We start from the raw sequence: 12,926 nt of genomic DNA on the forward strand, positions 1-12,926 counted from the left end.
ATGCGGATCGGTTTCGCCGGAGTGGCCCACTCGCACCCGTTCAGCGACGCGCTGAGCGCGCGATCGTTCGGGGTGGAAGAACTGGCCGTCTGGGATCCCGACGACCACTCCCGGCGCCGCGACTTCGTCCGGGAGTGGTCCGCAGTCGAGCGGAACTCGCTGGCCGATCTTCTTGCGTGGGGCCCGGACCTGGTGATCGTCACGCCGAGGCCCCATCGGATCGCGAGCGTGGTGTCGGCGGTGCTGGACCACGGTGTCGCCTGCTTCCTCAACAAGGTTCCGGCAGCGAGCGCGGCCGGCCTCGCCGCGCTCGATGCGGCGGTCGGTGCGCGGTCCGAACGATTCCTCACGTCCTCGGTGCTGAGATTCGCCCCCGACGTCCGCGCGCTGGCCGCCGAACTCGCCGGGCAGGATCCGATCGCGGTGCATGTGTCGGTCCGGCACGGCATCGACGCCTTCACCACACCGGCACGGCGATGGCAAGACGACCCGAACGACGGTGGCGGAACGGCAATCTCGATGGGGCTGCACGCCTGGGAGATGTTCGACGCACTCCTCGACCGGCCGGTCGCCCCGCTCGGCGGAGTGACCGGCCGGATACCGGGCACCAGCACGATCTCGGAGAACACCGCGGTGTTCCACGCGATCGCCGACGGGGGGATCCCTGTAAGCGTGGAGGTGGTCGGCGCGGGCAGTAGTGAGGGCTACGGCGTCACGGTGCACTCCGAGTCCGGTGTGCACCGGATGGCGCTGGACGGTTCGGACCACCACCGCAGCCTCGGGTACCTCGATTGCATGCAGGCCGTGCTGTCGATGGCGGCCGGCGGCCCCAGCCCGGTGGCCTGGGCGCGGAGCCGGGCGGTGGTCGAGACCACGCTCGCGGCGGCTCAGCTTGCGCGCGTGGGTAACTGAGTCCGTGTGAGTCGGTGCAGTGCGGCCAGCACACGTTCGCGGTCGTCCTCCGGGAGCGGGGGCGCGTACGGGTCGGACAGCAGGTGCTCGGGCAACAGGCCTTGTTCCCCGGCTACCCACATCATCCGCTGGACGTACCCGTCGAAAGGCACACGGAACGTTGCGGCCGCGAACTCGTCCAGCCTGCGGGTGGCGTCGAGGAAGGCGGGCAGATCGGCTCCGGCGAAGGTGTCGAGCACCGCGCGGGTCAACGCGACTGCCGCGGCGGCGATGCCGACCAGGGCTGCCTCGGCGCCCCAGGTCAGCGAGGCGCCGAACATCCGGTCCTCGCCCGTGATCGCAAGCTTGCCGCGCTCGCGGACCAGTGAGATCCGGTCCTGGCAGGCCACGGCATCGGACAGTCGTGCCAGTTTGACCGCTGCCACCGCCGGATGATCGACGACGGCAGCGAACATCGCGTCCGAATACGGCGCGGTGTACAGATCGAAGGCGATCAGCGGCAGCCCGCCGGACTCCCAGAGCCGGTCCAGGTGGCGCAGCGCTGAGGCGGAGTCGCCGGCCACCGGGAAGACCAGGGCGGCGTCGGCCCCGGACTGTGCAGCCCGTCGGGCCTCGTCGGCATTGTCGACGCCGACGATCACCGACGCGCCGGCCCGGCGAGCGATCCGGACCAGCTCGGCCCGCACCGCCGCGGGTAGGTGGGGGCCGCGGCCGGTGTGCGCGGCGATCGCGAGGCCGTCGGCGCCGGCCGCGACGAGTCCGCGGAAATAGTCCTCCGTGAACTCGGGTCGCGCGGTGCCCGTCACGTCGAACGGCGTCGCCGGCGCTGCGTACAGCCGGCCGCGAGCGTCGCGTGCCCAGTCCTGTGCCGCCGCAAACCACTCCATGCCGCCAACCCTATCCGTCACGAACCATCCATCCCGAAGCCGAGGAGACCCGATGACACTCTCGACCCCCGACCTGATCCTGTTGCGACGGGACCTGCATCGCAACCCGGAGGTCGGCCTGGACCTGCCCTGGACGCAGGCCAGAATTCTGCGCGCGCTCGACGGTCTCGACCTCGAAGTCTCCACGGGTGCCTCGACCACGTCGGTGACCGCCGTACTGCGCGGTGGCGCGGCGCGGGGGAGTGACCGACCCACCGTTCTCATCAGGTCGGACATGGATGCACTGCCGGTCGTCGAGAACACCGGGCTCGAGTACGCGGCCACCAACGGCGCGATGCACGCCTGCGGCCACGACCTGCACATGGCGATCCTCGTCGGTGCGGTGCACCGACTCGCGGCCCGGCGCGCCGAACTCGCCGGTGACGTCGTGTTCGTGTTCCAGCCCGGTGAGGAGAACTGGGGCGGGGCGCTGGCGATGCTGGCAGAGGGCGTACTCGACGCGGCGGGCCGACGGGCCGACGTGGCGCTGGGTCTCCACGTGTTCTCCTACGAGCTGCCGGCCGGGGTGTTCGGGATGCGCCGCGGGCCCATGATGTCGGCGTCGAACACGTTCACCGTGAGCTTCGAGGGCAGCGGTGGACACGGGTCCGCACCGCAGACCGCACGTGATCCGATCGTCGCGGCCGCAGACTTCGTCTCCTCCCTCCAGACGGCGGTGACACGATCGTTCGGCATGTTCGATCCGGTCGTCGCGACCGTCGGCCAGATCGCGGGCGGGCACAGCGGCAACGTCATCCCGGATACCGCACACGTCAGCGGTACGGCACGGGCGTTCACCGCGGAGAGCTCCGCGCGACTGCGCGGTCTGGTGGCAAGGGTGGCGGAAGGCGTTGCGGCCGTCCATGGCGTCGCGGCGTCCGTGGAACTGGAGGAAGTGGCGATTCCGACCGTCAGCGCGGATGCCGAGGCGGACTTTGCGATCTCCACTGCGAGAGAGGTTTCAGGGCCGGCGTCGGTGCGTGTGATGGAGCAACCGTTCACCGCGTCCGAGGATTTTTCCTGGTTTCTCGATCGAGTGCCCGGCGCGTTCGTCCTCCTCGGCGCCTGCACACCGGACCGTGATCCAGTGTCGGCCCCGTCGAATCACTCACCGTTCGCGACGTTCGACGATTCCGTGATCGAGATCGGCGTTCGGTTCGAGACAGAGTGGGCGCTGCGGCGTCTGCGAACTCTCGCCGGCTTTGGGCGCGGACCTGCGGTCCCGGTATAACGGTCACATGAGTCTTGACCCCGCCATCGCCGCCCGCCTCAAGCGCAACGAGGCCGGTCTGTTCAGCGCCGTGGCGCAGGAGAAGTCCACCGGCGACGTACTGATGGTCGCGTGGATGGACGACGAGGCCCTCGCGCGCACCCTCGAGACCCGCAAGGGCACCTACTATTCGCGTTCGCGCCAGCAGTACTGGGTCAAGGGTGAGACGTCCGGCCACACGCAGTACGTGCACGAGGTGCGCCTCGACTGCGACGGCGACAGCGTCCTGCTGATCGTCGACCAGGAGGGCGCCGCGTGCCACACCGGCACCCACACCTGCTTCGACACGGACGTCCTCCTCGCCGCCGAGTTCTGACCTCTCGAACCCCTGAACGGGAGCTCATGGCACGCGTTCCTCCCGGAACCGTGCCGTGAACTCCCGGTCGGTGCTCTCCGGGGTGGGTGGTGGGCGCGGCGCGCGGTCCAGCGGCGAGAATGGCCCGGTCCCTCGCGAGCACTGGGGCATCGGTCGACCCGCTCTGGCTCAGCGTATGCCGGTGACTTCCTGAGCGATTGCCGCCAGACGGGTCTGGGCTGCGGACACGACACCCTGCCGGTTCTTGTTTGCCTCCTCGTATGCCACGATCGTCCGGATGTCGGACGGCTCGCTCAGTTCCTTCACCGCGGCCACTGCGGTGGCGACGTTCATCTCGTCGTAGTCGGCGATCGGAAGCTCCTCCGGTTCGAGTGCGCCGGACGTCGTGCGGACACCGTGCAGGGCGTCTGCAACGGTGTCGGCACCCTCGTCGCGAGTGACCTGTTCGGCACGTTCGAGGGCCGCGTCGCGGCTCGCCGTGATCGTCTTGGTCGCCACGTCGCCGGCGTGCGCGCCGCGGCTGAGCAGTCGGCTGATCCGGGGACCGGTGGACCGCGCCGCGTCCATCGCCCTGTCGATGCCCTTCGTCGACCAGGAGACCGGGGTGTTCATCCAGCGCACTGCGGCGCCGGTGGCGGCCTGGGCCGGCGTTCTGCGCAGGGCGGCGGGGCCGCCGAGTGCCTCCTCCGCGAGCACGGTCGTCAGCCACGCCACGGTGGCCGTGTGTGCAGTGATCAGCTGGTCGGCCAACTGCACGATTCCACGTCGGTGCTCGGCCGTCGCCAGCGCCTTCAGATACCGGGAACGGTCGAGGAGCTGGTGTTCGAGGGCAAGGTCGCCCAACAACGCCTCGTCGAACGGCTGCGCCTGCTCGGCCAGGGTCTTGACCGCCGCGGCAGCTCGCCCGAGTAGTGGTCCCACCAGTGCGGGGAGCCCGCCCAGTTCACGTATGGAGCGCTCGATGGCCTCGGCCCGCCCACGCGCGTTGTCCGCGTTGCGGGCGAGTTCGGTGGACACGGCTTCGGTGCGCGCCTGTGCCCGGCGGGTATCGGCCACCTGGATCTCGGTGTTCGTCAGTTCGAGAAGCGTGCGTAGCTGCGTGACGAGGGTCGATGTGTCGGCCATAGTGGGCTCCGTTTCGGCGGGGGATGGTGTCGTCTTCCTGGTGTGGGTACCCACATCCCACCGCGCCAATCACGCGGTGCGATCAGTCCGCGACGGTCTTCGTACCGTGCAGCAGGTCCACGCCCGGAACACGGGGCGGATGCATCCGGTCCCTTCGCGAACAGCCGCACCGGGCGGCAGTCAGTCGCCCTTCTCCGTCGGTGTCCGATCGATGAAGGCCCGGGGCTGGGCCGTTTCCCGGGGCTGTCCGGCGTTCAGTTCCGGACGGTTTCGCGGACCACCGTCGGTATCCGCACCGCGAGAAGCGCGCCCGCGCCGGTGGATCCGGTTCCGGCGCTGCAGGAGGGGCGCTGCAGGAGGAACGAACGGAGACACTGTGAAGATCGGGTACAAGCTGTTCGCGGAGGCGTACTCGCCGGGCGAACTGGTTCGTCGGCCGAGCCCTCGGCCGGTGAGCGCCTGAACATGGTCCGAAGGCGTCGGGCGGACAACATGATCCGAGGCCGATCGCCGACCGGCTGGTCTGCTCAGCTGGCCCTGCCGGCTAGGGCATGTCTGAGAATTGCTGGCAGTGCGTTGATCCGCTGATCAGGCGGTTCCCCCGACAGCGGTTCGTGCTGCCTGCTGGGTGATGCGGTGGCAGACCAGCATGTGGTGGGCGCCCCTTTGAAAGCGGTACTCGACTTCGACGACTTCACCCGCGATGCCACGGTCCCGAAGATCGGTGAGCAGTACGTCCAGGTGCGGGTAGCGAATCGAGGATCTGGAATCCACCAGAGGGAAGATCCGCAACTCGCTGCGAGAGACGCGCATCAGTTCGGTGATCGCTTCGAGGTGGAAGGTCGGATCGAGACGATCGGAATAGCTGAACAGCAGGTGGGAGCTGAGTACAAGATCGAAGCTGGCATCTGGGAACGGCAAGGCAGGTAACCGCCCGGCCACGTAGCGGTGCGGGTTCCGAGTGATGTCTGCGGCGAACTCCTCGACCGCGTGTTGGCGGAGGCGAAGATGCTCGTCGGGGTCCGCGAAGAATGTCCAGTCGTAGTGATCCAAGTGGGCACGGATGTAGCGGTTCCCCCGGCTGGTTTCGGCTGCTACAATGCCGGCCAACTGCTCGGCCGTCCTGTCGAAATAGGCCATGTCACATGCCGTCACGTCACCGCCAAGGCGGTTCACAGCACTGGTGAAGCCTGCTGCACCGCCAGGGCAGTCCAGGATCTTCCGAGACAAGTCGTGCTCGGTGAGATTGAACATGGCCTTGTACTCGTCGAGTGAACGGGAACTGATCAGCACCTCGCCGATCCCAACCGTGGGGGACTGGTCGCCGTCGCGGGTCATCTGGGTGGTTTCCTCTCGAATTGAGGCCACCCCATCGCGCCAGCCGGTATCACCGCGGGAAGCGAGAGCAATCGGCCACCGGAGAGGCGGCCGAAGACACAGTCAATCAGGCCGCTACGGAGCGCGGCCACCAGAGCTGTGTGCGGGTAATCACCACCCCATTAAACACGGCCGAGAAGCTGAACTGTGACTTAACCAGGTTCATCGGAACCTGGTGCCCGCGTCAGCGCTCGATCTGTGTGGTGGGTCGGTGCCGTACCGCGAAGTTCACCGACCGGGCTATGAAGCACATCTCGTTCGCCTTCACATGCAGCGACTCGATCGTGGCCAACAGGTCGGTGCCAAGGGCGCCGCGGGGGTTCCGGTCGCACACCGTGACGTCGGGGTTGAGCGTGACCTCGGTGAACTGCCCTGCTCCGCTGGGTTCCTCGGCCATCGTCCCGGTGGGACGGTCGGTGTACCCGGTGACCATGATCCCGGCGGACGCGGCCAGGCTGAGGAACCAGAGCATGTGGCACTGAGCCAGCGAGGCGACCAGCAGCTCCTCAGGGTTCCACCGCGCGGGGTCACCCCGGAAGGCGGGATCCGAGCTGCCGGGAAGGTCGGGCTTCGCCGGGGCCGAGACTCGGTGCTCGCGGCCATAGGCGCGGTGATCGGCCGTGCCGACACCCCGGTTCCCGGTCCAGGCGACAGTGAGGGCGTAGTGGTGTTCGCGCACGCGCCGATCCTCTCAGACCAGTGCGAACCACCGGCCACTGTCCGGGAAGGATCGGTCTGATCACGCCCTTCCTTGCCTGGATCTGATCGTGTCGCGGTTCTCGCCAGCCTTCTCGGTGAGTTCGAAGACGAAGCCGTCGTCGTGCCGCGGTTTCAGTGCAGCTACGGATACAACATCCGGCTCGGCGCGAACTCGTTTGTCAGCGCCAACGCGTTCTTCATGGACGACACGACGATCACCATCGGTGCGAACGCCAGAATTGGCCCGGGTGCGCAGCTGATGACGGCACTGCACCCTGTCGACGATCATCGCCGGCGCCGTGAGGGGTGGGAGCGAGCCGCACCGATCGTCATCGGAGAGAACACCTGGCTCGGGGCCTCGGTGACCGTCGGTGCCGGCGTCTCCATCGGCCACAACACCGTCATCGGCGCCGGGAGTGTGGTGCTACACGACATACCTGATCACGTCGTCGCCGCAGGTTCACCGGCAGTGGTGATCCGGAAGACCCCCATAGAAGCAGGATCTCGAGTCACCCAGTCCGCCAATCGATCCCAAATCCTGATACCTCGATCTGAGGGAACGTAAGGACTCGCCGGAGAACACCATTCGCGCCCCTTGTCGGCCCTGTGTCACGTGAGGATTGCCCCCAGACGCAGCAGCACGAGACGAAATGTTGCGTGTGATGCTGTTCCGATGTCGAGACTTCGGGTGTTGTCGGATGAGCAGTGGGCGTTGATCGCGGACCTGCTTCCTGTGCGGACTGGTCGGCGTGGACGGCCGTTCTCCGACGCTCGGTCGATGGTCGAGGGCATTGTGTACCGCTACCGCTGCGGAATCGCATGGCGGGACGTGCCGGACGTGTTCGGCCCGTGGCAGACGATCTGGACCTGGCACCGCCGCCTCGCCGGCGACGGCACCTGGGACCGGATCCTCGAACGCCTCCTCGCCAACGCCGACGCAGCCGGAATCGTCGACTGGGCAGTGTCGGTCGACTCGACCATCGTCCGCGCACACCAGCACGCCACGAACACCACCCGCCACACGGGGGGATGGGTCGAATTACACGAATCCTTCGATCGAGCCGCCTGACCACGCGATCGGTCGGTCCCGTGGCGGCCTGTCGACGAAGATCCATCACCTCGTCGACGGCCACGGACTGCCACTGGTGGTGCTCGTCTCGCCTGGCCAATCTGGCGACAGCCCCGCGTTCCCGCACCTGCTCGGACACTTGCGCGTTCCCAGGATCGGAGGTGGACGGCCACGGACCCGACCCGATCGGCTCCGTGGGGACAAGGCCTACTCCGCCCGAGCCAACCGGGAGTTGCTACGCCGACGCGGGATCGGTGCGGTCATCGCAGAACCGTCCGACCAAGCCGGGCACCGCCGTCGACGCGGATCACGCGGCGGCCGGCCACCGGCATTCGACCTTGTCGACTACCGCGGGCGCAACGTCGTCGAACGCCGGTTCTGCCACCTCAAACAATGGTGCGGACTGGCCACCCGCTACGACAAACTCGCGATCGTCTACGGCGCGGCCGCCGTCCTCAACGCGGTTGTCGCATGGAGCCGCAGATTGTCAGACATGCCCTAGTTCGGATCGCCCCGCTACTTGTCCTGCTCGGCCCGCTGGCGTGCCTCGTTTGCTGCTGCCTTGCCACGTGCCTTCTCCGCTGCGGCTTCCTTCTCCGCCACTTCGCGCTGCGACTCGGCCTTGTCTTGCTGGGCCTTGCCCTCGCGTACGAGGTCATCCTGACCGGTCACGGCTCCGGCGGCCTCCTTGACCTTGCCCTTCACGCCCTCCACGGTGCCCTTGACGGCCTCCGCGGGACCCGACTTGTCCTTGTCCGACATGGCATGTCCCTTCTGTATATCGCGATCGGGTGGCATGGATACCCGAGCGAATCCTCGGGCAAACATTTGTTCTGTGGCAGTTCGGATTGGGTGCCCGAAGTCAGTGACCGACTTGATCGGTGAGGGAAGCGTTGTCGAATCGCTTCACCCGCCGGTGTTCGGCGAGCACGAGGAACGTGCCGACTACCAAGCTGCCGCCGCAGACGATCCCGGAAATCCATGCCCAACCGGCAAAGCCGTAGCCGGCTGCAACAAGTGTCAGGCCGAGGGTGACGATCGCGATGCCGATGAGGGCGTATCCGGGCCAGTTTCGGGAATCTTCGATGGCCTCGCCGGGGTGTTCCCGGGTGGTATGTGCAAGATCGCGAGGATCGTTGGTGTTCATTCGAGCCTCCCCGGTGTCGAGTTCGATACTGTCGCCGCGCCGGAACGTGCCGGTGCGGCCGTTGCCTGTGTTGCCGATTGTCGTCCAGCGGGCTCGACCTTGCACGGTATCGAGGCCGAGGAGTGCGGACACCGGAGCAGGACTCGGGGTCGACGAAACTGCGGAGACGCGGCGTTCGATGCGAGCAGGCAGTCGCGAGTCCGAGGCCCGAGAGCATCCGATCCACGATTCGGCCATGGTCCAGATCCGGTAGGCCGAGGACGTTTGCGGTGACTACGTGCCGGGTAGGTCTCGATCAGCGAAGGATGCAGATCAGGAGGTAGTGGTGAAAGCAGTGACGTGGCAAGGTAAGCGGAACGTCAGTGTCGATTCGGTCCCCGACCCGGTGCTCGAGGACCCCCATGACGCGATCGTGGAGCTGACGACCACCAACATATGTGGGTCCGACCTCCACCTGTACGAGTTGCTCTCGCCCTTCATGAATCCCGGTGACATCCTGGGCCACGAACCAATGGGAATCGTGCGTGAGGTCGGGAGTGAGGTGGGCGAGCTCTCGGTCGGTGACCGGATGGTGATTCCGTTCCAGATCTCGTGCGGACACTGCCCGATGTGTCATCGTGGACTGCAAACTCAATGCGAGACAACGCAAGTCCGGACAGAGGGGACCGGTGCAGCCCTGTTCGGCTATTCCAAGCTCTACGGCAGCATTCCTGGAGCGCAGGCCCAGTACCTCAGAGTGCCGCAGGCGCAGTACACGCACATCAAGGTCCCGGAAGGCCCTCCCGACGACCGATTCGTCTACCTGTCCGACGTCCTGCCGACAGCCTGGCAGGCCGTCGATGACGCAGACGTTCATGACGGCGATTCGCTCGCTGTGCTCGGGCTCGGTCCGATCGGCGACATGGCTGCCCGCGTCGCGGCGCATCGTGGTGTGCGGGTCATCGGTGTCGATCTGGTCCCCGAGCGGTTGGAGCGCTTGCGGGACCGGGGCGTCGAGGTCCTCGATCTACGTGAACACCAGGATGTCGGCGTGGCGATCAGGGACATGACGGGCGGTCGCGGGACGGATGCTGTGATCGATGCCGTGGGGATGGAAGCGCACGGATCTCCGGGGGCGAAGATTTTGCAGCAGGCGACCTCACTGATTCCGGACGCCGTGGCAGGGCCGCTGTTCTCCCGTGCAGGTATCGATCGCCTCGCGGCCCTCGAAGCTGCCATCGACATCGTGCGACGGGGCGGAACCGTCTCGATCATCGGTGTTTACGGGGGAGCGCTCGACCCGCTGCCGTTGTTCAAGATGTTCGACAAGCAGATCCAGTTCCGGATGGGCCAGGCAAACGTGAAGCGGTGGGTCGACGACATCCTGCCGCTTCTCGCCGACGGAGACCCGCTCGGCGTCGAATCGTTCGCCACACATCGCTTGCCGTTGGCCGACGCGCCACAAGCCTACGAGATGTTCCAGAAGAAGCAGGACGGCACGGTCAAGGTGCTACTCGAGCCCTGACTGCAGGGCCCGGGTGTTGTGTCATTCGCAGTCGACGCACGTCGCCAAGAGTTCGAGTGCGTAGCGAGCGGTCTGCTCCACGATTTCCGTGGGATCGCCCGCGAAGATCATCTCCTCGGATGTCACCTCGCCGCGGTCGAAGAGCCCGAACCAGACGGTTCCGGGGGCCCGGCCGTCCTGGGGAGCGGGTCCGGCTGCGCCTGTCACCGCGACCACGGTGTCGGCCCCGAGAAGCTTCGCGGTCGTGGTTGCCATGCTTCGCGCGCTGCGTTCGGACACGACGGGCCCCCGGGGTACTTCCAACAGGTCGTGCTTCACGTCGCTCGCGTACGCGACGATACTGCCGCAATACCAGTCCGAGGACTTCGGTGCGGCGCCGAGGAGACACGAGATGTGGCCACCGGTCAGCGATTCTGCGGCGGCGATACGGCGTCTCGCCCTCCTCGCCAGCTCGGATATCTGCTCTGCCAACAACGACTCGCGGTCGCCGCCCTCCGGGATCGCCATCTTTCGGTTGCACCCCTTCGAGTCGGGTGCGGCCGTTCACCGAAAGATCCCGGCCGCGTACTGGATCGAGGCGGGATCATCTGCTCTGCATGGGCGCTCGGCTCATCGCTGTGCAGCGTCGTTCAGCACACTCGCACGACGCGGTTCCTCTGCGGATCGGGCCGCATCGACGGTCGTCCGGCATTCGAGGAGTGTGCGTGTCCCAGCGGCGGCAAGCGCGTGTTCCACGCCTCGCGTCGTGACGATCATCGCGAAATCGATGCAGCGGCAGTCGGCGAGGTCTTTCGCTTCGGCGAGAGCGGAGGTGCCATCGACACTGAGGAAGTCCACAAACGAGAGGTCGAGGACGATGCGATCGCCGGTTGCCAAACCGGTCCGGACGGCTTCGTCGAACAGCGCCCGATACGCGCGGCGGAAGCTGTCCACCGTACTCATATCCAGATCTCCTGCAATGGCCACGGCCAGCGTAGTGATTTCGGTTGCACGTGAAGACCCGATGTCGTGGTCGGTGCAGGTCGCTGTCCGGGAAGTTCTTCTTGCAGAGACTCGAAACTCAGGCATGTCATGCCTCCAGGCGGCGCGAACCAGTTCTACGGCGTCGGGTCCGAGCGGTGGAGGAGCGACGCCTACTGCGCAACGGCGATGTTCGCCGTCTCATTTATGGCGAGACAGGCTGCTTGCTCAACCTCTCTTGTTTGTAACACCCACTCGTCTCTGTGTACAGGCCGCCGATGCTCGATCCAGGTTCACTGCGAAGTAACTACTCCGACCGACCGCCGCCACATCGCGCCACGGACCAGACGGGTCAGGTGGGCGAGCGCTACCACTCCGCCTGAGCGCGGAGCTTCGCCAGGGTGCCCGAGAGGATGCGAGAGACGTGCATCTGTGACACGCCGATCCGTGTGGCGATCTGGGACTGGGTCTGATTGCCGAAGAAGCGGAGCAACAGAACGGTTCGTTCTCGAGAGGTCAGTCCCTCGAGGATGACGCGTACGGCTTCTCGGTCCTCGACTCCGGCCAGTGCCGCATCGTGTTCGCCCAACAGATCCCCCAGTGTCGATCCAGGATCGGCATCTCCCACTGCCGCATCCACGGAGAGGGCTTGATATCCGCTTGCGGCCTGCAAGCCTCGCCGCACGTCTTCCTCACTGACGCCCAACTCGACAGCAATCTCGTGGGCGGTCGGCGATCGGCCGAGCTGCTGGCACAAGGTCGACGTCGCCTTGGTGATGTCCAGGTGCAGTTCCTTCAGGCGCCGCGGTACCCGGACTGCCCAGCCTGCGTCGCGGAAGTGGCGACGGATCTCGCCCATGATCGTGGGCACCGCGAAGGCCAGGAAATCGCTTCCGCGGTCCACGTCGAACCGGTCCACAGCATTGACCAGGCCGATCCTCGCGACCTGCACGAGATCGTCGAGCGGCTGGCCCCGTCGATCGAAGCGGCGCGCAATGTGCTCGGCCAATGGCAGGCACCGAGTGATGATCGATCGCCGCAGCTCTGCACGCGCTGGATCGTCGGCGTCCAACGACACGAGGGCCGTGAACATCGGCTTCACATCGCAGTACTCGTCGGCTCGATCGACGATGCGGCTTGTCACCTGGTGTCCTCACACAGCATCGCGAATGAGATGGTGACGGTGGAGGGCCCGCCGTCACTGCTGCCGTGATGGCGGTGGAGGTCCAGATCGTCGGTCAGGGTACGCAGGACGTGCCAACCGAATCGGCGCTCGTACGGTCCGTCGACGTCCGACCCGCTGGTGGTGACACAGCCCGAGAAGCGGAACGCATGGCGCGAGACGCGGAACCTGCACACGATGTCGCTTCCGCGAAGTGCGATTCGAAAGAGGGTGCTGCAGGCCTCGTCGACCGCCAGTCGCAGGTCCGCGATCTGGTCCAGCGTCATATCGCACTGCTCGGCCAAAGACGCGGACAGGCTTCGAATCGGGGCCAGCTGGGATGGATCGGCCGGGGTGCGGAGTTCGATCACGGGTCCGGAATCCTCGGGCCGTCTTGTGGACGCGCACGTTTCGCTCATGACTCCTCGCTCCGAAGTCGGCCTGTCGGACTGGTTCGAG

General features: G+C 66.5%; 16 protein-coding genes and 1 pseudogene. 6 read left to right on the top strand and 11 right to left on the bottom strand.

The window, feature by feature from the left end:
• Entirely contained in the window at positions 1-912 is a 912-nt protein-coding gene (locus AC1RIF_RS24160; protein WP_492603917.1) for a hypothetical protein, read from the top strand.
• Here AC1RIF_RS24160 and AC1RIF_RS24165 read toward each other — a convergent pair.
• Complete coding sequence (locus tag AC1RIF_RS24165; protein WP_492603918.1) at positions 888-1,820, bottom strand: dihydrodipicolinate synthase family protein; 933 nt, start codon at positions 1,818-1,820, stop codon at positions 888-890. The two genes, AC1RIF_RS24160 and AC1RIF_RS24165, sit on opposite strands and share 25 nt — an antisense overlap.
• A gap of 31 nt (positions 1,821-1,851) precedes the next feature.
• Here AC1RIF_RS24165 and AC1RIF_RS24170 point away from each other — a divergent pair, with 31 nt between their 5' ends.
• Both AC1RIF_RS24170 and hisI read left to right on the top strand, forming a co-directional pair.
• Positions 1,852-3,069, top strand: a complete 1,218-nt coding sequence (locus AC1RIF_RS24170) for a M20 metallopeptidase family protein (protein ID WP_492603919.1) — start codon at positions 1,852-1,854, stop codon at positions 3,067-3,069.
• A gap of 7 nt (positions 3,070-3,076) precedes the next feature.
• On the top strand, positions 3,077-3,424 hold the full coding sequence (hisI, locus tag AC1RIF_RS24175) for a phosphoribosyl-AMP cyclohydrolase (RefSeq protein ID WP_492603920.1): 348 nt from the start codon (positions 3,077-3,079) through the stop codon (positions 3,422-3,424).
• A gap of 168 nt (positions 3,425-3,592) precedes the next feature.
• Here hisI and AC1RIF_RS24180 read toward each other — a convergent pair whose 3' ends face one another.
• From AC1RIF_RS24180 to AC1RIF_RS24195, 4 genes are all read right to left on the bottom strand, one after another.
• Positions 3,593-4,549 carry a ferritin-like domain-containing protein gene (locus AC1RIF_RS24180; RefSeq protein WP_492603921.1) on the bottom strand — a complete coding sequence of 319 codons (957 nt, stop codon included), beginning with the start codon at positions 4,547-4,549 and terminating at the stop codon, positions 3,593-3,595.
• 588 nt (positions 4,550-5,137) lie between these two features.
• Positions 5,138-5,887 (bottom strand): methyltransferase domain-containing protein, encoded by a 750-nt coding sequence (locus AC1RIF_RS24185; RefSeq protein WP_492603922.1) that lies wholly within the window; start codon positions 5,885-5,887, stop codon positions 5,138-5,140.
• A 223-nt stretch (positions 5,888-6,110) separates the two neighbouring features.
• Complete coding sequence (locus AC1RIF_RS24190) at positions 6,111-6,605, bottom strand: OsmC family protein (protein WP_492603923.1); 495 nt, start codon at positions 6,603-6,605, stop codon at positions 6,111-6,113.
• Positions 6,606-6,665: 60 nt separating this feature from the next.
• A complete protein-coding gene (locus AC1RIF_RS24195; protein ID WP_492604023.1) occupies positions 6,666-6,914 on the bottom strand; it encodes a hypothetical protein in 249 nt (82 codons plus the stop codon).
• Between AC1RIF_RS24195 and AC1RIF_RS24200 the strand changes: the two genes are divergently transcribed.
• Entirely contained in the window at positions 6,885-7,190 is a 306-nt protein-coding gene (locus AC1RIF_RS24200) for a DapH/DapD/GlmU-related protein (protein WP_492604012.1), read from the top strand. The two genes, AC1RIF_RS24195 and AC1RIF_RS24200, sit on opposite strands and share 30 nt — an antisense overlap.
• A 108-nt stretch (positions 7,191-7,298) precedes the next feature.
• A pseudogene (locus AC1RIF_RS24205) lies at positions 7,299-8,196 on the top strand (IS5 family transposase).
• 14 nt (positions 8,197-8,210) lie between these two features.
• Here the strand turns inward: AC1RIF_RS24205 and mbp1 are convergent.
• Positions 8,211-8,456 carry a microaggregate-binding protein 1 gene (gene mbp1 / locus AC1RIF_RS24210; RefSeq protein ID WP_492603924.1) on the bottom strand — a complete coding sequence of 82 codons (246 nt, stop codon included), beginning with the start codon at positions 8,454-8,456 and terminating at the stop codon, positions 8,211-8,213.
• 100 nt (positions 8,457-8,556) lie between these two features.
• Positions 8,557-8,841: a hypothetical protein gene (locus AC1RIF_RS24215; RefSeq protein WP_492604013.1), complete on the bottom strand. Its 285-nt coding sequence runs from the start codon at positions 8,839-8,841 to the stop codon at positions 8,557-8,559.
• A gap of 325 nt (positions 8,842-9,166) precedes the next feature.
• On the opposite strand from AC1RIF_RS24215, the gene AC1RIF_RS24220 reads away from it, so the two are divergent.
• Entirely contained in the window at positions 9,167-10,345 is a 1,179-nt protein-coding gene (locus tag AC1RIF_RS24220; RefSeq protein ID WP_492603925.1) for a zinc-dependent alcohol dehydrogenase, read from the top strand.
• 21 nt (positions 10,346-10,366) lie between these two features.
• On the opposite strand, the gene AC1RIF_RS24225 is transcribed toward AC1RIF_RS24220, so the two are convergent.
• The 4 genes from AC1RIF_RS24225 to AC1RIF_RS24240 form a co-directional block, all read right to left on the bottom strand.
• Positions 10,367-10,852, bottom strand: a complete 486-nt coding sequence (locus tag AC1RIF_RS24225) for a CinA family protein (RefSeq protein WP_492603926.1) — start codon at positions 10,850-10,852, stop codon at positions 10,367-10,369.
• 102 nt (positions 10,853-10,954) lie between these two features.
• Positions 10,955-11,413, bottom strand: a complete 459-nt coding sequence (locus AC1RIF_RS24230) for an STAS domain-containing protein (protein WP_492603927.1) — start codon at positions 11,411-11,413, stop codon at positions 10,955-10,957.
• 259 nt (positions 11,414-11,672) lie between these two features.
• Positions 11,673-12,449, bottom strand: a complete 777-nt coding sequence (locus AC1RIF_RS24235; RefSeq protein ID WP_492603928.1) for a SigB/SigF/SigG family RNA polymerase sigma factor — start codon at positions 12,447-12,449, stop codon at positions 11,673-11,675.
• Positions 12,446-12,838, bottom strand: a complete 393-nt coding sequence (locus tag AC1RIF_RS24240) for an ATP-binding protein (RefSeq protein WP_492603929.1) — start codon at positions 12,836-12,838, stop codon at positions 12,446-12,448. The genes AC1RIF_RS24235 and AC1RIF_RS24240 overlap by 4 nt, the downstream gene beginning before the upstream one ends.
• Positions 12,839-12,926: the final 88 nt, after the last annotated feature.

This window comes from Prescottella sp. GW823-FHT02E09, from assembly GCF_058797375.1.